The sequence below is a fragment of the uncultured Chloroflexus sp. genome (assembly GCF_937951745.1).
Taxonomy (GTDB): domain Bacteria; phylum Chloroflexota; class Chloroflexia; order Chloroflexales; family Chloroflexaceae; genus Chloroflexus.
This window is the reverse complement of record NZ_CALFBQ010000008.1, coordinates 67,136-89,034: the sequence shown is the minus strand read 5'-3', so window position 1 is coordinate 89,034 and position 21,899 is coordinate 67,136. Positions and strand designations below refer to the sequence as shown.

The 21,899-nt window shown below is 58.6% G+C and carries 17 protein-coding genes; 13 read left to right on the top strand and 4 right to left on the bottom strand.

Translation table 11 applies throughout. The features are described 5' to 3' along the window. The 5 genes from Q1A59_RS03285 to Q1A59_RS03265 all read left to right on the top strand — a co-directional run. Positions 1-1,590: RNA polymerase sigma factor region1.1 domain-containing protein (locus tag Q1A59_RS03285; protein WP_299643840.1), on the top strand; the 1,590-nt coding region annotated here is incomplete at its 5' end. Between the two features lie 63 nt (positions 1,591-1,653). Then, a complete protein-coding gene (locus tag Q1A59_RS03280; protein ID WP_298406187.1) occupies positions 1,654-2,001 on the top strand; it encodes a roadblock/LC7 domain-containing protein in 348 nt (115 codons plus the stop codon). A gap of 172 nt (positions 2,002-2,173) precedes the next feature. Beyond that, entirely contained in the window at positions 2,174-2,629 is a 456-nt protein-coding gene (ndk, locus tag Q1A59_RS03275; protein ID WP_298406185.1) for a nucleoside-diphosphate kinase, read from the top strand. Between the two features lie 85 nt (positions 2,630-2,714). Then, a complete protein-coding gene (gene aroF, locus Q1A59_RS03270) occupies positions 2,715-3,749 on the top strand; it encodes a 3-deoxy-7-phosphoheptulonate synthase (protein WP_366144869.1) in 1,035 nt (344 codons plus the stop codon). Between the two features lie 19 nt (positions 3,750-3,768). After that, positions 3,769-4,893 (top strand): FtsW/RodA/SpoVE family cell cycle protein, encoded by a 1,125-nt coding sequence (locus tag Q1A59_RS03265; RefSeq protein ID WP_298406183.1) that lies wholly within the window; start codon positions 3,769-3,771, stop codon positions 4,891-4,893. Between the two features lie 4 nt (positions 4,894-4,897). Here Q1A59_RS03265 and Q1A59_RS03260 read toward each other — a convergent pair whose 3' ends face one another. Further along, positions 4,898-5,785 carry a PfkB family carbohydrate kinase gene (locus Q1A59_RS03260; RefSeq protein WP_298406182.1) on the bottom strand — a complete coding sequence of 296 codons (888 nt, stop codon included), beginning with the start codon at positions 5,783-5,785 and terminating at the stop codon, positions 4,898-4,900. Between the two features lie 184 nt (positions 5,786-5,969). Here Q1A59_RS03260 and deoC point away from each other — a divergent pair, with 184 nt between their 5' ends. Together deoC and sucD are read left to right on the top strand one after the other, a co-directional pair. Next, positions 5,970-6,698, top strand: coding sequence for a deoxyribose-phosphate aldolase (deoC, locus tag Q1A59_RS03255; protein WP_366144870.1), 729 nt, complete (start codon positions 5,970-5,972; stop codon positions 6,696-6,698). A 90-nt stretch (positions 6,699-6,788) separates the two neighbouring features. Beyond that, the gene (gene sucD, locus Q1A59_RS03250; RefSeq protein WP_298406178.1) at positions 6,789-7,679 is read left to right on the top strand and encodes a succinate--CoA ligase subunit alpha; all 891 of its coding nucleotides are present in this window, start codon (positions 6,789-6,791) and stop codon (positions 7,677-7,679) included. Between the two features lie 74 nt (positions 7,680-7,753). Here sucD and Q1A59_RS03245 read toward each other — a convergent pair whose 3' ends face one another. Beyond that, positions 7,754-9,394, bottom strand: coding sequence for a GAF domain-containing sensor histidine kinase (locus Q1A59_RS03245; RefSeq protein WP_298406176.1), 1,641 nt, complete (start codon positions 9,392-9,394; stop codon positions 7,754-7,756). 117 nt (positions 9,395-9,511) lie between these two features. On the opposite strand from Q1A59_RS03245, the gene Q1A59_RS03240 reads away from it, so the two are divergent. Further along, complete coding sequence (locus Q1A59_RS03240; protein WP_298406175.1) at positions 9,512-9,832, top strand: Rieske 2Fe-2S domain-containing protein; 321 nt, start codon at positions 9,512-9,514, stop codon at positions 9,830-9,832. Between the two features lie 770 nt (positions 9,833-10,602). After that, the gene (locus Q1A59_RS03235; RefSeq protein ID WP_298406173.1) at positions 10,603-10,893 is read left to right on the top strand and encodes a PspC domain-containing protein; all 291 of its coding nucleotides are present in this window, start codon (positions 10,603-10,605) and stop codon (positions 10,891-10,893) included. Positions 10,894-10,936: 43 nt separating this feature from the next. On the opposite strand, the gene Q1A59_RS03230 is transcribed toward Q1A59_RS03235, so the two are convergent. Further along, positions 10,937-11,638, bottom strand: coding sequence for a metallophosphoesterase (locus tag Q1A59_RS03230; RefSeq protein ID WP_298406171.1), 702 nt, complete (start codon positions 11,636-11,638; stop codon positions 10,937-10,939). Between the two features lie 114 nt (positions 11,639-11,752). Then, entirely contained in the window at positions 11,753-12,799 is a 1,047-nt protein-coding gene (locus Q1A59_RS03225) for a hypothetical protein (RefSeq protein ID WP_298406169.1), read from the bottom strand. A gap of 482 nt (positions 12,800-13,281) precedes the next feature. On the opposite strand from Q1A59_RS03225, the gene Q1A59_RS03220 reads away from it, so the two are divergent. From Q1A59_RS03220 to Q1A59_RS03205, 4 genes are read left to right on the top strand one after another with little or no spacing between them, the layout of a single operon-like run. Next, on the top strand, positions 13,282-16,113 hold the full coding sequence (locus tag Q1A59_RS03220; protein ID WP_299643843.1) for a glycosyltransferase family 39 protein: 2,832 nt from the start codon (positions 13,282-13,284) through the stop codon (positions 16,111-16,113). A 16-nt stretch (positions 16,114-16,129) separates the two neighbouring features. Beyond that, a complete protein-coding gene (locus Q1A59_RS03215; RefSeq protein ID WP_298406166.1) occupies positions 16,130-17,374 on the top strand; it encodes a glycosyltransferase in 1,245 nt (414 codons plus the stop codon). Further along, positions 17,371-19,500: a glycosyltransferase family 39 protein gene (locus tag Q1A59_RS03210; protein ID WP_298482039.1), complete on the top strand. Its 2,130-nt coding sequence runs from the start codon at positions 17,371-17,373 to the stop codon at positions 19,498-19,500. Before Q1A59_RS03215 ends, Q1A59_RS03210 begins: the two co-directional genes overlap by 4 nt. A gap of 20 nt (positions 19,501-19,520) precedes the next feature. After that, a complete protein-coding gene (locus tag Q1A59_RS03205) occupies positions 19,521-21,815 on the top strand; it encodes a glycosyltransferase family 39 protein (RefSeq protein ID WP_298406162.1) in 2,295 nt (764 codons plus the stop codon). Positions 21,816-21,899: the final 84 nt, after the last annotated feature.

Here is a 21,899-nt window from a genome sequence, read left to right as displayed (position 1 = left end):
GTTGATGAGTCATTGGAAAGTCTGTTCGTACCAACCGAATCGGTTGATAGCAACGTCTTGGCCGATTTGGGCATATCTCCCGCTGAAGCGGAGTCGTCGTTTGAGTTGCCCGGTGTCGAACCCTTCTCACTCGATGAGTTTGGCGATCTCGAACCGTTCTCATTTGAAGATTTAGAAGGTGGCGCGGCTCATGCCGGGGGTGAGTTGGCTATTCCGCCGGAAGAGATTGACAACTTAAATCTGGGTAATTTTGAGACGGTAGTCTTCTCGGAAGATGAAGAGCCAATGATCGATACCGGTGATCCCGTGCTTAATCGCCTGATCCAGTTGGGGCACCGGCAAGGCTATGTCGACCTTACCGATATCATCGCGTTAGTGAAGGATCCCGAGCACGAGGCGGATCGGATCGAGCAGCTTGGTTGGTCGCTGCACCACGCTGGAATCCAGATTCGCGATGGTGACGAAATTATTGATCTGGAAGCCGAAATCGGCGAGGAAGAGACAGGGCCGGCAACGTCGGTGGCTGAAGCGGATCTCACCCCGTTTGCCGAGGAGACACCAGCGGCGACCGAGCCGGAGTTGACGCCGTTCTCGCTGGAAGAGCTGGGGCTGTCGGCAGAGGAGATCGCGCAGCTAGAGGCAATGCAGCAGGCTGAGCAGCCGGCGGCTGCGGCGACCGAGCCGGAGTTGACGCCGTTCTCGCTGGAGGAGTTGGGCCTCTCGCCCGAAGAGATCGCGCAGCTAGAGGCGATGCAGCAGGCTGAGCAGCCGGCGGCTGCGGCAACCGAGCCGGAGCTGGCGCCGTTCTCGCTGGAGGAGTTGGGGCTGTCGGCCGAAGAGATCGCGCAGCTAGAGGCGATGCAGCAGGCTGAGCAGCCGGCGGCTGCGGCAGCAGAAGAAGACCTGTTTGATTTCAGCGTTGCCGAAGCAGTTCCGGTGGCAAAGGCGGTGCGAACCACCCCGCGCGTGGAAGAGCCACCTCCGCCCCCCAAACCAGAAGACGCGAGCTTTGAGCCTGAGCCGCTTGATGCGTTAGATGATATCTGGCAAGCCCCTCCAGAGCCGGTTGCGCCAGAGCCGGCCCGTGTCGTGTTGCCGCCGCTCTCTGAACGGGCAAAGCCGCAACCGGCATCTCGGGCAACATTTGGTGAGGAACGGCGGAGTGCAGCGCCGACACGCGATGACTTGCGCTTTGCCCGCCGTGAGGCAGCGACCGCCGGACGCGGTCGATCAGCACGCGCGCCATTGCGGCCACGCGCACCGGAAGATTTCATTCCCACCGGTAATGCTAAGCTTGATGACTACCTGCGCCAGTTGAGCGCCAATCCAGCCAATCACGCACTAGCCTTCACGATTGCCCGCCTCTGTGCGCAGACTGGGCAAGCGGAATTGATGGTAGTAGTCTATCGCCGTTTACTCAAGCAAAGCGCGTTGCTTGATCGAATCGCTGAGGAGCTAGAAGACCTGATTAATACCGTTGATGACGTTCCGGTGTTGCGCCAGTTGCACCGATTATTGGGTGATGTCTATTCGCGGCAGGGCCGGTTGGATGAAGCCATTGCCGCCTACAGCGTTACATTTGCTGAGTAAGCAGTATCCGTCTTACTTTAGACGAAAGCAGTCGCAAAGATGGCACCACAAGAAAGGTTTAGCATGCGCCGCATTGTAGAGGATCTGATCCGGGTCGATGGCGTCATCGGCAGCTTACTCGTCGGCAAGGATGGTCTGGTTGTGGCCAGTACCTTACTCGATGAAGAAGACGCTGAAATATTGGGCGCAATGTCGGCGGCTGTCTTCGGTGAGATCGACAAAGCGACCCGGCGGCTCGGCGTGGGTAATCTCGTGGACTCGATTATCGATGCCAAAGATGGTTCGATCTTGTTGTTGGAAGCAAAAGAACTGATCCTTGTCGTCATCACCCAGCGCACGGTGAATCTAGGGTTGGTGAAGATGGAGATGCGCCGCGCTGCCAAGCGGATCAGCGAGGCGGTGCCGATCTGATGGTACGGTGGGCGCCGAGAGGTGATACTCTGTGTCACTCGTATAATCAGGGCATACAGCGATGAAGGGGCGACGCAGCGCGCGTCGCCCCTTGTGATTGCGTGGTTGTTGACCAGTATATGGTATACTGACCGAGGGCAACAAACCTATTTCTTGACGTAATGAGGTATGCATGGAACGCGCACTTCTGATTTTAAAGCCCGATGCGGTGCAACGAGGTCTAATTGGGGCGATTATCAGCCGGTTTGAGCAACGTGGCCTCAAGTTTCAGGGTCTCAAGCTGATGCAGGTTGATGAAGCGTTAGCGCGTCGCCATTATGCTGAACACGAAGGTAAGAGCTTCTTCGATGGTCTCGTTAGCTACATCACTTCCGCGCCAGTTGTGGTAGCCGTCGTGGCTGGCAAGCCGGGCACGGTGGAACTAGTGCGCGCAATGGTTGGGGCGACGAACCCGGCTAAAGCGGCGCCCGGCACTATTCGTGGTGATTTTGGCGTTGATATCGGACGCAACCTGATCCATGCCTCTGACTCGCCGGAGAGCGGTGAGCGCGAAACGGCAATCTTCTTTCAGCCTCATGAACTCATCGGCGAGTGGAATCGCTCGCTTGACGGGTGGATCTACGAGTAACGATAATTGTACAGCTCACGGGTGCCGAGCTCCCGTCAATGCGGTTGGCGCGCTCAGATGATCGCGGCCAACCGCCACCTTATCTATGCTAGTCGTGATGGAAGCGCACGCTACGGCGGAGCAGATCGAAGCGGTCTGTGCCGAAATTCGGGCCATGGGATTTACGCCTCACCCTATGCCCGGCCCAACCCGTACCGCGATTGGTATTACCGGCAATCAAGGGCCGATTGAACAAGCTAGCCGGTTGCAGCGTCTCCCCGGTGTGAGCCAATTGATCCGGGTCACTGCGCCGTACAAGCGGGTGAGCCGCGAATTCAAAGAACTCGAGACGATCGTTGAGGTTGGCGGTGTCCCGATTGGCGGGAAAGGGATCGCGGTTATCGCCGGCCCATGCACGGTCGAGAGCCGCGAACAGACCTTCAATGTGGCGCAGGCCGTTCGCGCCGCCGGAGCAGTGATCTTACGCGGTGGTGCGTACAAACCGCGTACATCGCCGTATTCGTTTCACGGCTTGGGTGAAGCCGGCTTGCAGATACTGGCTGAGGCGCGCGCCTTGACCGGCCTGCCGGTCGTGACCGAAGTCATGGACACCGAGACGTTGCCGCTTGTGCTCGAATACGCCGATATGTTGCAGATCGGCGCGCGTAACATGCAGAACTACTCGCTGTTGCGGGCCGTGGGGCGCACGCAACGACCGGTGCTGCTCAAGCGCGGTTTTGCCGCTACGGTGAAAGATTTGCTGCTAGCGGCGGAGTACATTCTGGCCGAAGGCAATCCTCATGTCGTGTTGTGTGAGCGTGGGATTCGCACGTTTGATGACAGCCTGCGCTTCACGCTTGATCTGGGTGCGGTGCCGCTGATTAAACAGCTCTCGCACTTACCGGTAATTGTCGATCCGTCGCATGCCAGTGGCCGGGCCGACTTAGTCATTCCAATGGCACGGGCCGCGTTGGCCGCCGGCGCCGACGGCTTGATCGTCGAAGTACATGACAATCCGGCCTATGCGGTGTGCGATGGCACGCAATCATTGGTGCCGGACAGTTTTGCCGACATGATGCGCCAAATAGCGCGCATTGCCGCGGCGGTTGAACGCCCGCTGGTTAGCAGCGTGTACCGCTGACTTCGAGCGGAGGTAAACGGTGGAGACACGGCGCTGGCGCGATCTCGATTGGTCTATCGTCGGTAGTGTGGCGGTCTTGCTTGTCATCGGTGGGATGGCCTTGCACAGCGCCACCCTCAATGCGGTCGCAGGCAATGGCTTGCCGCTACGACCGGTCTTTGATCGCCAACTTGTCTACATCATCATCGGGCTGGTGGTAATGGTCATTATGATGTTATTCGATTATCGCCTGCTCTCCAGTTTGGCGCGCCCACTCTACATCGGGATGGTGCTCTTGCTCGCAGCGGTGTTAGTCATTGGCCGGGTGAGTGAGGGGGCGCGCAGTTGGATTGCGATCGGCGAGCGCACCTTCCAGCCTTCTGAATTGAGCAAATTGGTATTGATAGTGGCGCTAGCGGCGTATTGGCAACGCTATGCCGATCGCGGCGGGAGCTGGCTTGTCCAATTGGGCAGCTTGTTGATTGCCGCAGTACCGATGGCGTTGGTCTTTGTCCAGCCTGACCTTGGCACGGCATTGGTCATGGCAAGCATCTGCTTGGTGATGGCGTGGGGGGCCGGGATGCGTCCTAGCCAACTAGTGTTCTTATTCATTATGGCTGTGCCGCTTGGTTGGGTAGCGTGGCACTACGTGCTCGACACCTACCAGCAAGTGCGCCTCAGCACCTTTTATTACCTGTTGATCAACCCGGCAGCAGTTGATTTCAACGCGGCATATAACGTCATTCAATCACTCAATGCGATTAGCTCCGGCGGTCTTACTGGCGCCGGTTTGACCCGCGGCCTGTTCAGTCAAGGCAATTATGTGCCGGTGCAGCATACCGACTTCATCTTTGCTGTGGTGGGCGAAGAATTGGGTTTCATTGGCGGGCTCGTCTTGATCAGCTTCTTAGCCATCTTGCTCTGGCAGACGTTAACGGTTGCTGGCAAGGCGCGCGATCAGTTTGGCCGGATGATTGCGCTTGGCATTTTTGGCATGCTCTTCAGCCATACCGTGATCAATCTTGGTATGAACATGAGTTTGTTGCCGGTTACTGGTTTGCCGCTGCCATTTGTGTCGGCTGGCGGCAGCTTTATGGTAATGACGCTTGCCGGGATTGGTCTGCTGCAAAGCGTGCAGTTGCGTCACCGGCAAATCGCCTTCTAAGCGATCACGCCAAGAACGCCTCGACTTCAGCCAACGTCGGTAAGGCGCTCCGCCCGCCAAGGCCGCGGGTTTTGAGCGCAGCGGCGGCGCTGGCGAAGCGCAACGCTGCCGGCAGGGGATCACCGCGAAGCAGGGCAAAGAGCAGTGCGCCGTGAAAGACATCGCCGCAGCCGGTCGTGTCGACCGGTTGAGTGGGGAAGGCGGGGGTATAGATCATATCACCGCCATTGCAGGCCCAGCTCCCCGCTTCGCCGGCAGTGACGACAATCAGCCGCCGGTAACGGTCGTGCAAGGCCTGTGTCGCGGCGGCCAGATCAGAAAGGCCGGTCATGGCGCGGGCAAAATTGGCCGACACAACGATATCATCGCAGAGCGGCAGCAAGTCTATTACTGCCGGTTTCACCCGTTCGGCGTCGATCATAATGCGCCCGCCGGCAGCGCGCACCTGTTGGGCGGCGGATAATGCTGCCGGCAAGTGGCTGTCAATCAGCAAAGCACGGGTTTGGGAGGCTAGTTCCGGAGGAAAGACGAGGTCGGCAAAGACGGCTGATTCGTTGTACCACCAGACCGTGCGGCGGTCACTGCCCGGCTCGGCTAGTACGAACGACACGTGTGATGAACCGGGACGAGTAGCGACGAAGGCAGTATTAATGCCGAAATGAGCGAGTTCGGTGCGAATCGCCTCGCCGTAGTGATCGTTGCCAACGGCGCTCACCAGCGCCACGTTGGCTCCTAGCCGGGCCAGCGTAGCCAGTGCTGTCGCCACTGGCCCGCCACCCATCTCGGTGCGCCCGGCGAGGGGTTGTTTCTGGCCTAAGACCGGTGGCGTGGCCGCTACGCCAATCATATCCCAACTGGCGATCCCGACCCCAATCACATCAAATTGCGTCATACCAACTCCTAAAGCAGTGTTGCCTATCATTGCCATTCAGCGAATCATTTGCTTGCCTGTGCTACAATAGCAAGGTGAATGATGCCGGATCAGTGCGCCAGCCGTCAAGAGGAGCGTTGTCGTGGAAGACCTGATTGCGCAGGTGCGCGCGCAGATGGAAGCGTTGGTTGGGTTGCCGACCGGGATGCAATTGCCGAACCCGCCGTCACCGCCTGCTTCAGATACGCCGATTGCCAGCTACATTGATCACACCCTGTTGAAACCCGAAGCGACGTCTGATCAGATTGATCGATTATGCAACGAAGCCGAACGTTATCGCTTCGCCAGCGTTTGCGTCAATCCGCGCTACGTCGAGCGATGTGCGCGCGCATTGGCCGGGTCGTCGGTGCGGGTCTGTACGGTTATCGGCTTTCCCCTCGGCGCAACTACAACGAAAGTTAAAGTATTTGAGACGGTGCAGGCCATTGGGCATGGTGCGCGCGAAGTCGATATGGTACTGGCGGTGGGTGCGCTGCGTGGGCGCGAATACCATGCCGTTGCTGACGATATTCGGGCTGTGACCGATACCGCTCATGCCAGTGGGGTGCTGGTGAAAGTCATCCTTGAAACCGGCTTACTCACCGATGTGGAAAAGGTGATGGCGTGCTTACTGGCAGTGCGGGCCGGCGCCGATTTCGTCAAGACCAGCACCGGTTTCGGGCCGGGAGGCGCGACGGTGGCTGATATTGCCATGATGCGCGCAGCGGTTGGGCCGGCAATCGGGGTCAAGGCATCGGGCGGCGTGCGATCGTTGGCGGCGGCGCAGGCGCTGATTGCCGCCGGCGCAACCCGTATCGGCACTTCGGCTGGGGTGTCGATTGTGCAAGAGGCAGAGGGTGCCATGCCGGAACGGCAGAGTGGCGAGGCGTATTGAGTGAGGGAATAGGGAAACGAGCCGGCATCGTTGGCAAAATCAGGTCTCGGAAAGAGGGTCATAGATACGCAAAAGCACAAGGAGGCGCGAGTGAGCATCTTAATCGATGCCAATACCCGATTGCTAGTGCAGGGCATTACCGGTAAAGAAGGTGAATTTCACACCCGCCAGATGCTAGAGTATGGTACGAACGTCGTGGCTGGCGTGGTACCGGGGCGGGGCGGCCAGACGGCGATCGATGGGCAGGTGCCGGTATTCAATACCGTATCAGAGGCAGTGGCGGCGACGGGCGCGAATACCGCGGTGATTTATGTGCCGGCGCCGTTTGCGCCCGATGCTATCCGTGAGTCGGCGGCTGCCGGCATTCCTTTGATCGTGTGCATTACCGAAGGCATCCCAGCGCTTGATATGGTCAGCACCTATGCCTTTGTGCAAGAGTGTGGCGTGCGGCTGATCGGGCCAAATTGCCCCGGCCTGCTGACGCCGGGAGCGGCCAAAGTCGGCATCATTCCCGGCAATATCGCGACTCCCGGCCCGGTGGGGATTGTGAGTAAGTCAGGCACGTTGACCTACGAAGCGGTTGATGCCCTTACCCGGATTGGCATCGGCCAGAGCACGATCGTCGGGATTGGCGGCGATCCGATTATCGGCACCAACTTCATTGATGTGCTCGCAATGTTTGAGGCTGATCCGCAGACGGAAGCGATAGTGTTGATTGGTGAGATCGGCGGCACTGCCGAGCAAGAGGCGGCGGCGTACATCAAAGCGCATGTGACCAAGCCGGTCGTCGGCTTCATTGCTGGTCAGACGGCGCCTCCCGGCAAGCGTATGGGGCACGCTGGCGCGATCATTAGTGGCGGCGAAGGCACGGCGCAAGAGAAGATCACTGCGCTAGAGAGCGTAGGAGTACGGGTGGCCCGGATGCCAACTGACATTGCCGGACTGGTGAAAGAGGCGTTGGCCGCCCGGGCGGCGTTGTGATGGAGTACGGTAAGGGCGGGTGGGAAACCCGCCTTTACCGAGTCAGAGGGGCAAGTTGGCAACCTGCCCCTAATCTATGACCGTGATTGATTCAACGGGATCCGCAACTCAACCGTCGTCCCCTGCCCAATCTCGCTGCGGATGCGCAGATCGGCCCCGATCAGCCGTGCCCGCTCCTTCATATTGAGCAAGCCAAGACTGCCACGGTTGGCATAACCGCTCTCAACGGCAGCGACATTAAATCCACGACCGCGATCACGTACACTCGCGACAAAATGATCTTCCTCGACATAGAGGTAAATGGTGATCAGATCACTCTGGGCGTGCTTGCGGGCATTATTGATCGCCTCTTGAATGATGATAAAGGCAGCAGCTTCAATTTCGGGTGGGAGCCGCGGCACTTGCGACGGCGCTTCGAGGCGCAGTTTGGTGTCGTTGCCAGAGGGATCGCGCCAGCGATCAACATATTGTTGCAGCGTGACCAGCAGACCCTGCGTCTCAAGGCCAAGCGGTCGCAACTCGAACAGCAGCGTGCGGATATCGTGCGTCGTCTTCTGCACAAGTTCAGCCAATGTATCGAGTTCGGTGGGCACCCGTTCGGGCATCGCCTTAAACAGGCGTTTGATAAACTCGATATTCATCGCGATCGCAGCCACACTCTGCGTTGGGCCATCGTGCAGATCGCGGGCAATGGCTGAGCGCACCTCGGCCTCTTTCTGCAACAGCCGGTCGCGCTCTTCCTTTAGGCGCTGATAGAGGCGGGCGTTCTCGATCGCGATGGCCGCCTGTGCTGCCAGCGTCGTCAGCAATTGCATATCTTGCTCGGTGAAGGGCTGGCCATTCGCCTTATTGAGCAACTGCATCGCGCCGATAACCCGATCCTTCACCCGCATCGGCACACAGACGATCGAACGGGTGATAAAATCGGCTTCGCGGCTGATCGCATCGTACCAACGCGGATCGTGTTCGACATCGTTAACGATCTGGCCCACGCCGTGCGAGACCACCCAGCCGGCAATGCCACGGTCAGCAGGCATCCGGTACTGGCGCTGCTCGCCGGGAATTTCTAACACCAGCTCGTGGGTGTCTTCGTCAAGGATAAAGATCGAACAGCGTTCGGCGCCAACCACCTTCGGTGCGCGCAGCTTAATATCGTTAAGCAGGCTTGTAAGGTCGAGATTGACTGCCAGCGACTGACCGATTTCGTAGAGCAAATGGAGTTCGCGCAGATCGCGCTCGGCGCGGCGCAGCATCGCGAGCTTATCGGCTTCACCGCCAATGGCGCGCACCAAGAGCACCAGCAGCTCTTCATCAAGCGGCGGTGTGCTGCTCGATTGCTGGTTGGAACGGCTTACGACCAGATGGAGCAGGCCAACCCCTTGCCCCCCGCTCTGCAACGGCAGCTCGATCAGATCGCGGCTGTCGTCGATCGAATACGAGCCGACAATCGGTTCGCCGCTATCATCGCGGCGGGCAAAGCCATCGCGGGCTTGCTCGATCAGCGAGAGCGTCTCGGCGTCGAGCTGACCCCAAGTGACTTTAGTGGTTTCGCCGTAGGGAGAGATGTAGAGCAGCGCACCGGCTTGGGCCGGCCAAAACGCGATTAGACGCTCAAGCGACGCCTGTAAGAGATCGGCCACTTCGTGGTGGCCGCCGGCAATAAGCAATTGGCTAAGCGTTTCCAGTTGGCGCTGATTAATCGCGAGCGGCGGCATACGATCACCTCGATCTGTGGCAACAGGCGTTAAATGCAACAGGGTAAGAACATTTATCATTGTATATTGCCTGTACTGTAATGGATCGATGATAGAGCTGTCAATGGAACAACGGTTATGGAACGGTTCAAAATTTGCCATCGCAGTGAACTACCGCCCGGACGGATGCGCTATGTCGAGATTGATGGTTTGCCGATTGGGCTGGCGAATGTTGCCGGCACTATCTACGCTTTCAGTGATAGCTGCCGGCATGAGGGCGGGCCACTCTCGGCAGGGGTTTTGATCGAATACACCGTCACGTGTCCGTGGCATGGCTGGACCTACGATGTGCGTACTGGCAAGAGCATCGTGCCACCGGTAGGCTTGCGGATCGCCACCTATCCGGTCGAGGTGATTGACGACGAGGTCTTCGTCATCATCGATTGGCCGGAGGTGTAAACAACCGTTACCATGCTGATATTGTAATCGATTTTTAATCATGATCAAGTACTTTAAAGGTAGTACTAATATGTATAGTAATTAAAGTGAATTTACTGATTTTGATAATAAAAAATCTATCTCTAGAGAGATGATTCATTGGTGTTTCATTCCATAAGCTGGTGTTTAGTTTAGATGTATACCTATCAGTTGTTATTGTGGCATCATACTTTTTGGTAAAAAATAGAGTGCTGGCCTAGGCAATTACAGGAGAGTACCATATCCTATTTACCACTCGTTCATTCGCTGCCTCTTTCACCCCTCACCCATCTCCCCTCCACAGGGAGAGAGATGCTCGACGGTATACGTACCTGCCTAAAGAAGGGGGAAGCCTCTGATGCGGAGGCTGTGTGCCCGTGTATTTGGTAAGAGAAGGCGTGGTTTCCCCCGCTCTTCTACGTGAAGAGGGCTAGGGTGAAGGGCAGCTCGCCACTGAGGGGTGGGGCAAGGCGAATCTGCTCCTACCCATGCTGTATGTTGGCAGAGGAGCGATCAGTGGTGATGTACGCATAATCGCTGCAGGGTGGGGCCACTCGCAATGGCCATTGTGTAGGTGCGAGCGGGGTGTCCGTGATGCTGTTTCTCATTCTCACTGCCAACGGTAGGGAGCCTTACTCTTCTCGTACATGCGAAAGACTCGCTGCCGTGAGGTAGGAGGCCGTGGTGTGCAACCGGCGTGCAACCGGCATCGTCATATACGCGGGTCATGCTTTTGGGTGTAAGGAGGAGATATGGACACGCAAACCCAACGTCTGTTGCGAACGCGCACGGGCCGGATGGTGGCCGGCGTGGCTGGCGGATTAGCCAACTATTTCGGGATCGATCCGATCTTTGCGCGGATTGGCTTCGTGGTCTTGAGCTTTGTCAACGGAATCGGCGTGGTGCTCTACGTCGTGTTATGGCTGTTGATGCCGAACGAAGATGCCGCGCCAACCGACAACAACCTCGATGTGGCGATCGGCGAGATGCGGGCCATTGTCGAGCGGATCATCAGCGATATTCAGGATATATTTCGCCGGTAACGTGGACAGACGCACGGCGGTAGAGACGCACAGCTGTGCGTCTTTACGATAATCCCCGCACGGCCACTGGCCCAAACCCCAAATAATCGCAGGCGGTCAATTGATAATACACCCCATCAACCCGCCCCTGCACCGCGTTATCCCAGTCGTACCGGCGGTGGAGATGGCCGTAGATGCAGGCCGTGGCATCGCTGGCGGCGATCATACGGGCAAATTCGGTCGGCTGGCGATTGACGAACGGTGGAAAGTGGATCATCACAATCAACGGCTTGCCGGCTGCTAAGGCGCGACCCGCTTTCAGCGCCCGCTCTAGCAGCCCTAACTCGCGCTGGTAAATCGGCAAATCCTTCTCAGCAAAGCCGGGAGTTTCCGGCGTAATCCAACCGCGGGTGCCGCAGACCACCGCCTCGCCGATATCGAGTGCATCGGCGCCGATCAGGCGTAAGCTAGGCGGCAAATGGCGGCGGATCGAATTGACGCTGCGCGGGCACCAGTAGTCGTGGTTGCCGCGTATCAATACCTTTGTGCCGGGCAAGGCATCGATCCACTGCAAATCGAGCAGTGCGTCTTGCAATTTCATCGCCCACGAAATATCGCCGGCGATTAAAACCCAATCGTCGGGCGCTACCCGGTCGCGCCATGCCTGCGCAATCCGTTCGGGATGATCTTTCCACCCGGGACCAAAGATGTCCATCGGTTTGGGACGAGCGAACGAAAGATGGAGGTCAGAAATTGTCCAGATCATAGCGCTTGATGATAACAGGCATGGCGATGCAGTGCAACTCATCGGGTACTGAGGGGGTAGAGTCGCCCAAAAGTAGAATGATTCGCTTACGTTGTGAGAAGAGTGAGCCGGTGCTCACGCTTTTGGCTCGGTCAGTGTTTTAAACGAGATGGTATTTCGGTTCAAATCCAACGTAATTTGTTCCGAACTCTGTACCAGATCGGCAGCGACAATCCTCCCATCAGCGTTGGCGAGCATATATTCGATGGTACAGCCACCTATGAACAGCAGTCGCCCTGATGAGAAGAGCTGTTTGCGGGTAATCATGTCACTGCCCACCGCTATCACGCGGGCCGTAAGTTGATGCGTAGAGTGCTCGGCGCGCGACAGGTATTCGCTCAAGAGCGCACGGGCTAGCACCGATTCGGTCTTGCCGTTCGTTTGCACCTGATCAGAAGAGTTAGCTTGCTTGATACTTGGCGGTGCAGGAAGAAAGGCTTTGCGCAGCTCGTCCTCGAGATTCTTGAGAATGTCCGGTAGATTGGGTTCGGACGCGATGGTATTCAGCTTCCTAATAAGGTTATTGATGAGCGTGAGCAGGGAGGGTTCGTTATCATCGGTTGAAATGGGTGGAAATGGTAAGACCTGCCGCTGGCTTTTGACCAAAAAGTGGGCTATTGCAGTGTAGAGTGTGTTGCTGTCGATCGTGGTAGTAACTGGGTAGAGCGTGTAATCGCTGCGGAAGAGGGCCAACAGATTGGCGAGACTGCTGGTGACGCCGCTAAGTGCATTGATAATTTCTTTAGTATTCTCTAAGGCTTTATTGATCGGATCAACACTAAAGCTCATTTCTGGCACGACGGGTTGTCGCGAAGTCCCTAATACCAACGGTTCTACAAGTTCTACTTGTCGGCTTGGTTCAGGTAATCGTTTTTCTTGGGCTTCAAGCTGCTTGCGGATATACTTCAATAACAGCCTATCACGTCCATCAACGATTCGATCAACCAAAATGACTGCTGAGGATTCTGGCAAAACCCCACCAATCTGTTCAATTACTCTTTCAGCGCAGCGTCGCAGTGCGCGGTAGGCGGCGAGATGGGCAATGTGGCTAAGGTGTTCCCTTTTCGTGGTATCTAGCGTGATCGTGCCTTCTGGTGGAGTCGGTGTTGCTTGTTCACTCATCTTTGGCTCCTATACAGTAGATCGTAGCTCTATTGTAGTGCGCATTAGGCAATTGTTGAAGTTGTCTTGCAGATTGCTGCATTGAAGGAATAACGACACAATTATCGTGTAGCAGCATATGACACACCGCTCGCAGGGTATGGCAAGTACTATGGAACGTTGGCAAGATCGCTCGCGGTCTTCGCCAAGCAGTGATCAATCAGGGTGCTTGTCGTCATTTGCGCGCAATGATCAGAGTATGCGCTCGCCCAATTATCAACGGAGCTGTCTGTTCAGCATCGTCAAAGGGTATGCGTCTACAAACGATACACGTTCGCCTGTTCTTCTACAATGTCTCATCCAAACCCTTGCCGATCCTGTGATTGCCGACAGCAAGCACGTTTTACCTCATGCGAAGAGATTATCAGCCCGCTATAAGCCGCGGTTCAGCCCGATTGGCGGTATAATGGCCGTCGGCGTTGCAGCAGGCCGATAGGGATGTGATGACAATCAGGGATCGTTCAACGATAGCCAGTGATCTACGCACTGCCGAAGCCGGACACACCGTCCGGTCGGTGGTGCGCACGTTGCTCTTGATGCTGGCGTTGGCGCTGCTGGCCGGGGCAATGGCCTATCAAGCGCCGCCACAGGGCCGCGTAGCAATCGGCTGGCCCGGTGATCGGCTTTTCTTTGGGGTGAGTCCGGGATTAGGTGCTGAACCGGTGCAGCGCGGGGAGTTGTTTGCCGATGAATTGACCCCCGATTCGCCGACCGGTCGCTCGCGTTGGACGCGAGAGCGAGCGGTGTTAATCTTGCCCAACGTAGGTGCCGGATCGCCGCTACAGGTGATGCTGGTAGCGCAAGGTTGGCCGGCAGCGGTTGGCACGCAACCGGTGGTGACGGTTGCGATCGACAATTCGGTCGTGGGCGAGTTCTCTCCCACCAGCGCGTGGGCCGAATATACCTTTACTGTGCCGGGGATTGCCCACCAGCATGGCGATTTGACAATCACGTTGCAAACCTCGGCGACGCTCGCCGATAGCCGCGATCCACGCCAAAAGGGGGTACGGTTAGCCGAAGTGCGGATCGAGCCGGCGAGCGAACCGGCACCGCTCTTGCCGCCGGCATGGCCGGCTGTAGCGTTGCTCGGTTGGAATGCAGTACTGCTGTACGGAGTATTGGCGCGGTTGCGGTTAAGTCCGGCGCTAGTGTATGGTGGTACGGCAGTGGGTATTGGCGCGGTGGCGATTGGTTTGGCGCTAGCCCGGATTTGGATGGCGGCGATCTTGAGTGTAGCTATGTCCGGCTTGCTGGTGTTGCTGGTGATCGCCTATCGCCAACCGTTGCTGGCGCTGATCCAGATGCTGGTGCGGCGCTACAGTCAAGGCCGCGCGCTCAGTTATGGGTTGATCGCGGTAGCGTTGCTCTGTTTTGGCTATGTGCTGCTGCATATCATTCATTGGGCGGCAGCGGCTGGAGTGCGGCTGTTTTGGCAGACCTTCCCCGATTCGCTCTTGCTGGCTCTGTTAGGAACGGCGTTAGTGGCGTTGGGGTTGAACTATGGCCGGGCTGGGTTGCCGCGCCTGAGCGATGCGATTGTTGATTGGTTTGCGGCACGGCGCGGTGCGTGGATCGTGTTAGGGACGTTTGCGTTGATCTGGCTGAGTTTTGAAGCGTTCGTCGCCGCGACGTTGCCCTACGTTGGCCACGCCGATTATAGCGATAACGCGATTGTCGCGCGCAATCTCGCCCGTGGGCGGGGTTGGGTAGTTGATTACATCAGTCAGTTTTACTATCGCTACGAGAGCCTCACTCGCCCACAAGAGACGTGGCCGCTGTTGCAGCCAGTCTGGATCGCGCCTTTTTTTGTACTGTTTGGCCCGACGGCGTGGGCAGCGAAGATACCCAATTTTATCTTCGATATCATCTTATTAGGACTCATTTACGCAGTTGGGAGCTGGCTCTGGGATCGACGGGTTGGGGTAACGGCGGCTATCCTCGTGCTAACCAACTATCTCTTCTTCCGGCTGTCGATCTACGTCACCAACGATCTCGGTTTTGTCGTGTTTAATATGGCCGCGATCACGGCCTTACTGCGCAGCCAGACCGAACCAGCGCGGCGGTGGCGCTGGCTGCTAATCTCGGCCGTCTGTACCGGGTTGATGATGCTGCAAAAACCGAGTGGGGCGATGTTCGCGCTTGGCATGGGCCTCTGGCAACTGTCGCTGATAGCCCACGAGCTGCGCGCGGCACTCGATTGGCGGCAACGCTGGCAACGGCTGCGAGCTGGGCTAGTGCCGGTTGTAGTCTGGTCGGCGGTGGCGCTACTCATCCTTTCGCCGTACCTCGCGCGCAACATGATCCTATTCGGCAAACCGGTCTATAGTACCGAAAGCTACGATGCGTGGGTGCTGGATTATCGCGGCGTCAGCGGCGATGCGTGGTCAGAAATCTACCGTGTCTTTGCGCCAGAGTGGGGCGGGCCGGGTTTGCCCGACCGCAGTTGGATCATGCGTTGGGGGTTTGACGCGACCCTAACCAAGTTCGAGACACAGGTGCGTGAGTTGCGCGCCTACCTGATGCCGGCGTGGCCGGGAGTACCGGAACTATTTGCAGCGCTGTTTAGCCACGACGCGCGCAAAAATATTCTCACCCCGCTGGGGGCGTGGCTGGCGCTGGCTGGCGTCTTGGCTGCGGCAGCGTACCGGCGGCGCTGGTTGAGTCTCATGGTTTTTGCCTACACGCCGTACATTATCTTCATGCTCACTTATTGGCGCACGAACGAAGAACGCTATTGGGTGATGATCATTCCTTGGTTAGCGCTGCTCGCAGCGTGGATGACTTGGGCCGGTTATGATAAGCTAGCCGCGATTGGCGACCGGCGCTGGGCGCCGTTGGGATTGGTGTTGGCAGTGGCAGCGATCGTAACGATTGTGGCCGGCTCGCAAGCTGACATTGAAGATAAAGTGCGCAACGAGCCGCGTATTTGGCAGCAGGATTTGGCGGCTTACGAGTGGCTGCGAGCCAATACGCCGCTAGATGCGGTGATCATGACGCGCTTGCCGTGGCAGGTAAACTGGCATACTGAACGGCCAGCCGTGATGATCCCGAATACCGATAATCGTGAGCTATTGCTAGAGATTGCCCGCTATTACGGGGCAACCTATCTCGTGCTAGAAAATCAGATGCGGGTGAAAGGCGATGTGGGCAGATTGTTGGCGCCGTTGATGGATCACACAAACCAACCCGGGATGGTGATTGACGGCTTTGAGTTGGTATACGCTAGCCCCACACCAGATTTTCGCGCTTTTATCTATCGTATTCCCGATTCGTGATGGAATACCCGCCACCATGCGTATCTTAATGTTAGCCTCTTCATTGCCGAAATACCCTCGCGAGACGACTGCGCCGTTTATTGAAGAGATCGCGGCGGGGATCGCTGCGCGTGGCCATCACGTGACGCTGGTCGCGCCGTGGCACCCTGATCTGCGCCGCGCTTCTCACGAGCGTGGGATCGAACTACGGTTTTTTCGTTATGCGCCCCACCCGGCGTTGAACATTTGGGGCTATGCCCAGTCGTTGCAGAGCGATACGCAGGTGCGTGAGCGGGCATGGCTGGCAGCGCCGTTTGCGTTGCCGGCATCGTGGCTGGCGTTGCAGCGCGAATTGCGGCTGGCGCGCGCCGCTGGTCGTCCGTTCGATCTGGTGCAGGCGCACTGGGTCTTGCCCAATGGCCCACCGGCGGCGTTGGCAGCGTTCACGGCGCGGCTGCCGCTGGTGGTCAGCTTGCACGGTAGTGATATTTATCTGGCCGAGACGCAGCGATTAATGGGAACGTTAGCCGGCTTTGTATTCCGGCGCGCGGCGGCAGTAACGGCGTGCAGTGCCGATCTGAGCATGCGGGGCGTGCGCTTGGGGGCCAATCCGGCCCGCACCTTCGTCATTCCCTACGGGGTTAATCCGACCCAGTTTCGGCCCGATCCGGCGGCTGCGCAACAGTTTCGGGCTGTGTGGGGCATTCCCGCCGATGCGCCGCTAGTGTTGGGGTTGGGGCGATTGGTTGCGAAGAAGGGGTTTAGCGTCTTGCTCGATGCGTGGCCGGCAGTGTTGCGCATGCATCCCACGGCGCGGTTAGTGATTGTCGGCTACGGCGATTTGCGACCGGCGCTGGAAGCACAGGCAGCACGGTTAGGCATTGCGCCGATGGTGTTGTTCACCGGCCAGCTTGACCGTGAACGCACGGCGATGGCAATGGCGGCGGCTGATGTCTTTGCGTTGCCAATCGTGCGCGATGGCGTTGATGGATTGCCCAATGTCTTGCTAGAAGCGATGGGGGCAGCGCGTCCGATTGTAGCGGCGCGGGTGGCGGGCGTGCCCGACGTGATTGACGACGGCGTGCATGGGTTGATAGTGCCGGAGCGTGATGCCGGGGCGCTAGCGGCGGCGATTGGCCGCTTGATCGCCGACCGGGCGCTGGCTGCGCGGTTGGGGGAAGCGGCTCGTCAGCGGATCGTCACCGAATTGACGTGGGAGCAGACCGCGGCGCGTTACGAAGCTGCTTTTGCCGCCGCGCTGCGCGGTGAGGGGTGGCGATGAACCGTCGTTGGGTTGCGTTCTGGGTGGTGATTGGTCTCGCTGCGCTGGGTCTCCGCCTCTACCGGCTCGATGCGCAGAGCCTCTGGCTCGATGAGGGCAACAGTTGGGCAATAGCGATGCAGCCGTGGTCGGTGCTCATCCGCGATCTCGTGCTGCCAAATGCCGCGTATCCACTCTATCATCTGGTGCTCAAGGCGTGGATCGGGCTGGCCGGTGCGAGCGAGTGGGCGTTGCGCTGGCCCTCGGCGCTGGCCGGTGCGCTCAGTGTGCCGTTGCTGGCGCTGGCAGCGCAGGCGGCTGCGCCTGATGAGCAACGCCGAACGATCGTTACGGCAGCGGCGGCACTGATCGGCTTGTTGTCGCCTTTTGCCCTCTGGTATGCGCAAGAGGCAAAAGTTTACGCCTTGGTGTTGCTCGTCAGCGCCGCGCTGCTTTGGCTGGCGTTGCGCGCCGCGCAGCGCGATCAACCGGCAGATTGGGGGTGGCTGATTGGACTAGCGATTGTTGCCTTCTTCATCCACCGGCTAACAGCGTTACTGGCGCTGAGCGCGGCACTAATTTGGCTGTTTAGCCGTCCGCGCCGCTACATATGGCCAATTGCGGCTGGCTTGCTGCTGGTTGGCGTGGGCATGATTGCAGCCATGGCTGCCGGTATCGGCAGCGACCGTGCCGCTAGTGGCGCGTCGATTGCGGCAGATCCGCTACGGGCACTGTGGTTGACCTTTACCCGCTTCAGTCTCGATCGCTGGCCGGGTGATCTGCCGTGGTGGTGGTTAGGGCCGTGGCTCTTGCTATTAGGGTTGGGAATGAACACCTTGCGCGCCGCGCCGCGCCCGACGGTGTTGGTGATCGGGATGATGGGCGGCGTGCCGCTGGCGCTCTTTGGGCTACAACTGTTTTTTACTCGCCTCTACGAAGCGCGTTACCTGATGATCATCTTTCCGGTGTGGGTGGTAGTGGTGGCGATGGGGACAGCGCCGCGCAACACTGGGCCGGGTGTTGGTGTATGGCGCGAGTTGGGCGCTCTTGCCCTCGCTGGCGCGCTGATCACCAGCGGTTTGTCGCTCTTCCAACCGCGCTTCGGTCTGTTTTCCGGCGATCCGGTCAAAGAACAGTACCGCGAAGCGATCGCCGAACTGGCCCGGCGCGTGCATCCTGATGATGCAGTGGTCATCCATCCCGGCTACCTTCGTCCGCTCTACGATTACTACATGGCGCGGTCGAACACCGATCCGGCGCCGCCACCGATCACCTTTGCCAACTTCTGGACTGGTGAAAACAACTACAGCCAGCGTGAGTGGGATGCCGAGCGGCGGGTATCGTTAGCCGGCTACACGCGCAGCTTTCTCTTGATCGCGCCTGACCACGCGCGCACCGTCGATCCGCCGTTGCCCGGCGACGAGTATGGGCTAGTCGGCAACTTCTGGGCTTTTAGCCGCGAACAGCGCACGTGGCCATGCGGCATTTGGCGCTTTCAAGGGGTGCATCTCTTTTGTCAAGAAGCGCCGGAAGCGTACATTACCGGCGCAGTAGTGCAGCCGGCGACACCAGCGACGGTGACGTTCGGTGACGATCTTCAGTTGCTGGGGTACACGCTCAAAGCCACGACTCCCGCCGGGCCGGGAGTGTATCGCGCTGGCGGCAACATCCCGCTTAGTCTGTTTTGGGATGTGCGCCAGCCATTAACCGAAGACTACAGCCTCTTTATTCACCTTTGCCGCGACTGCGATCAACCACCGGTAGCCGGTGATGATGGGCAACCGTTAGCCGGCTATCTTCCGACCAGCACGTGGCTGCCGGGCAAACCGGCGCGCGATGATCGAGCGGTGCATGTGCCGTGTGATTTGCCGTCGGGCGAATATCGCTTGCTGATCGGCTGGTACCGGCCATCTGACCCGTCGCCGGAGGGACGGTTGCCGGTGCGCGGCGCGGGTGCGTTGGGCGCTGGACGGCTGTGGCTGACAACGATTGAGGTGGTTAGAGATGGGCACAGCAGCGCTGAGGGTAGAGCAGCGCTGTGCCCTTACGATAGGGCGGGGCAGCGCGGCGCCTCCCCTCTTTTCAACGGGGAGCGGTTTAGAGAGGCTATAAAAGCGGAAAACGTTCTTCTTACCAGTAGACGGTAAATCCGTTTTGCATCATTACTGTGTGTTCACTTCATAACAACCGCTATACTCAACACTGGCCGCTGCTGCTGGCTCTGCTCATCGGCACAGCATTGCGTGTTGCATTGTGGAATAACCTGCCGCGCCTCAGTTTGATTTCCGATGAAGCCGAGTATCTGGCTGCCGCCGATTGGTTGGCTCACGGGCGCGGCTTTGCTTGGCATACCGGCTATCTCTGGACGCGAGCGCCGCTCTACCCGCTATTCCTAGCGGCGCAGATCGCGCTGTTTGGGCGGAATCTTACCGTCATCTTCGCAACGCAGACCCTGCTTAGCCTGCTGAACGTCGGCTTGGTGTACGCGATTGCCCGTCGACTCGGTGGCTCGCCACTTATCGCTGGTGGTGCAGCATTGCTGAGCGCAATTGCCTTGCCGTTGGCGATGTACCCGCAGTTTCTGCTCAGCGAGACACTGTTTATCAGTTTGCTGCTGGCTGCCTTCTTGCTCTTGGTCGATCCACAGCAGCGACGAGATGTGCTGCTCGGCGGGCTGTTTCTCGGTCTAGCTACCCTTACCCGCGGCTTGCTGCTCGGCTTCTTGCCACTCGTCGCGCTTTGGTTAGGCTGGCGTGCCGGTGGTGGCTGGCGCGAACGTATGATTGCGGCGCTACTACCGTTGGTAGGGGCAGCGCTGCTGATCGGGCCGTGGTCACTCTACGCTTCGCGCACTTACGGTGGGTTGATAGTGATTGATACCACGAGTGCGTACAATTTGGCGCTGGGCGGGCGCACAGCCTACGATGGCGGGCGGAGTGATGCGCCGACGCGCAACTTTACGTTGGCTCTGCTTGATCCGACCCTCGATGATGCGCAACGCGTAGCGCTAGCCGCTAGTTCGTGTCTCGCCCAAACTGGCGATCCGCGCCTCAGCGCCGCTTTGGCGAAACCGGTAACTGCGATCACGCAGGCCGAGCGGCAGCGATTGCTGAGCGCCGAGGGGTGGTGTCTTATCTGGGCTAAGCCGGGGGCGTTTGTCGAGAAGACGCTGATCGAACTGGTTGATCTGTTTCAGATTAACTTTAGCGGCGCTGAGCGGCTAGCCGAAGGATTTGCGCTGGGGCGGCTGCCACGCTGGTATACGTTGGCGCTGCTGCTGCTCGATGATACGCTCTACATCATCACGCTGCCGTTGACGGTATTGGGTTGGGCAACGTTGCGGCGCAAAGATACTGGCAGCGCATTGCTTGGCTTGATCGGGCTATGGCTGCTCTACAATATCGCCGCTGCGCCACTGTTGTTTGCAATCAACCGTTTTCGCACTCCGCTGCTGCCGTTTCTCTTCGTCTTGGCGATGTTCGCGCTGGCGGCGCTGTCGCACTGGCGGCAATGGCTGGCAAGCTGGCAAACACGGCTCTATGTGCTGTTAGCTTTTGTCTTGTGGCTGGTTGCTGCCACGCCCTACGCCTATCTCGAACCACTTGCCCCCGGCGCTCCTTCCCGTTGGGCGTCGTACTTCGGCCCGTACCCGTCAGCACTGGCGGCGGCCCAAATCGCATGGCAGAGCCGTCCGCAGTATGAGGCGTTAGCTCGCTTGGAAGCAGCGGTTGCCAACAACGATCTAGCGGCGTGGGGGCAGGCGCTAGCCGACCCTGCGCTGCCGGTGTATGCGCAGGCGATAGGCGAGCCGTTGCTGGCAGCGCGGCGCGGCCAGCCTGAACAGGGGTTGGCACTGCTCGCGCAGCACCAGCCGCTGTATGCGTGGCAGGCAGCCGTTGTGCGCGGCGAGTTGTTGCGTCAAATGGGCGATCTGGCCGGCGCGCGCCAGTGGTTAGGTCTGACAGTGGTGGATGATTGGAACCCGACCGCGTGGGCATGGCAATGGTTGCACCCGCCGCGTTTACCCGGCGACCGGATCGATTTGGCTGATGATAACGATCTTGGGTATATCGACGGTTTTTACCTTGGCGAATTTGATCCGGTGTTGGGCGCGACAGTCCGTTGGGCGAGCGAAACGGCTCGCTTGCGTTTTCCGGCTGCAGCGACCGGTCAGCCGCGGCAGCTTTGCCTACGAGCGGCGGCCAATTGGCCTCCCGACTTGCCACAACCAACGGTGCAGGTGGCATTAGGTGAACAGATACTAGGCACGATGACGCCTAATCGCCAATTGCGTGAGCATTGCCTGTCGCTACCGGCGATGCCAGTGGGCGCCGATTACGTGATTACGCTGACCAGTCCCGGCTTTGTGCCCGATGCGCTCGATCTGGTGCGCCGGCAGGGGCCGCAGGTCGGTCAGGTGCGGATTTTGGCGTTTCAGCTCGATTGGGCTGAGGTGCGGTGAAGGGGTTCAAGGACGGATAGAACATCTGATCCGGAACCCTAGGGTGACGCAGTCTGTGGAGCGGGTTGATGACCCTCACCCCTA

Coding starts and splice junctions, on each gene's coding strand:
- Q1A59_RS03280 (WP_298406187.1), top strand. CDS start 1,654: ATGCGCCGCATTGTAGAGGATCTGATCCGGGTCGATGGCGTCATCGGC.
- ndk (WP_298406185.1), top strand. CDS start 2,174: ATGGAACGCGCACTTCTGATTTTAAAGCCCGATGCGGTGCAACGAGGT.
- aroF (WP_366144869.1), top strand. CDS start 2,715: ATGCTAGTCGTGATGGAAGCGCACGCTACGGCGGAGCAGATCGAAGCG.
- Q1A59_RS03260 (WP_298406182.1), bottom strand. CDS start 5,785: ATGACGCAATTTGATGTGATTGGGGTCGGGATCGCCAGTTGGGATATG.
- deoC (WP_366144870.1), top strand. CDS start 5,970: ATGCAATTGCCGAACCCGCCGTCACCGCCTGCTTCAGATACGCCGATT.
- Q1A59_RS03245 (WP_298406176.1), bottom strand. CDS start 9,394: ATGCCGCCGCTCGCGATTAATCAGCGCCAACTGGAAACGCTTAGCCAA.
- Q1A59_RS03240 (WP_298406175.1), top strand. CDS start 9,512: ATGGAACGGTTCAAAATTTGCCATCGCAGTGAACTACCGCCCGGACGG.
- Q1A59_RS03235 (WP_298406173.1), top strand. CDS start 10,603: ATGGACACGCAAACCCAACGTCTGTTGCGAACGCGCACGGGCCGGATG.
- Q1A59_RS03230 (WP_298406171.1), bottom strand. CDS start 11,638: ATGATCTGGACAATTTCTGACCTCCATCTTTCGTTCGCTCGTCCCAAA.
- Q1A59_RS03225 (WP_298406169.1), bottom strand. CDS start 12,799: ATGAGTGAACAAGCAACACCGACTCCACCAGAAGGCACGATCACGCTA.
- Q1A59_RS03220 (WP_299643843.1), top strand. CDS start 13,282: ATGACAATCAGGGATCGTTCAACGATAGCCAGTGATCTACGCACTGCC.
- Q1A59_RS03215 (WP_298406166.1), top strand. CDS start 16,130: ATGCGTATCTTAATGTTAGCCTCTTCATTGCCGAAATACCCTCGCGAG.
- Q1A59_RS03210 (WP_298482039.1), top strand. CDS start 17,371: ATGAACCGTCGTTGGGTTGCGTTCTGGGTGGTGATTGGTCTCGCTGCG.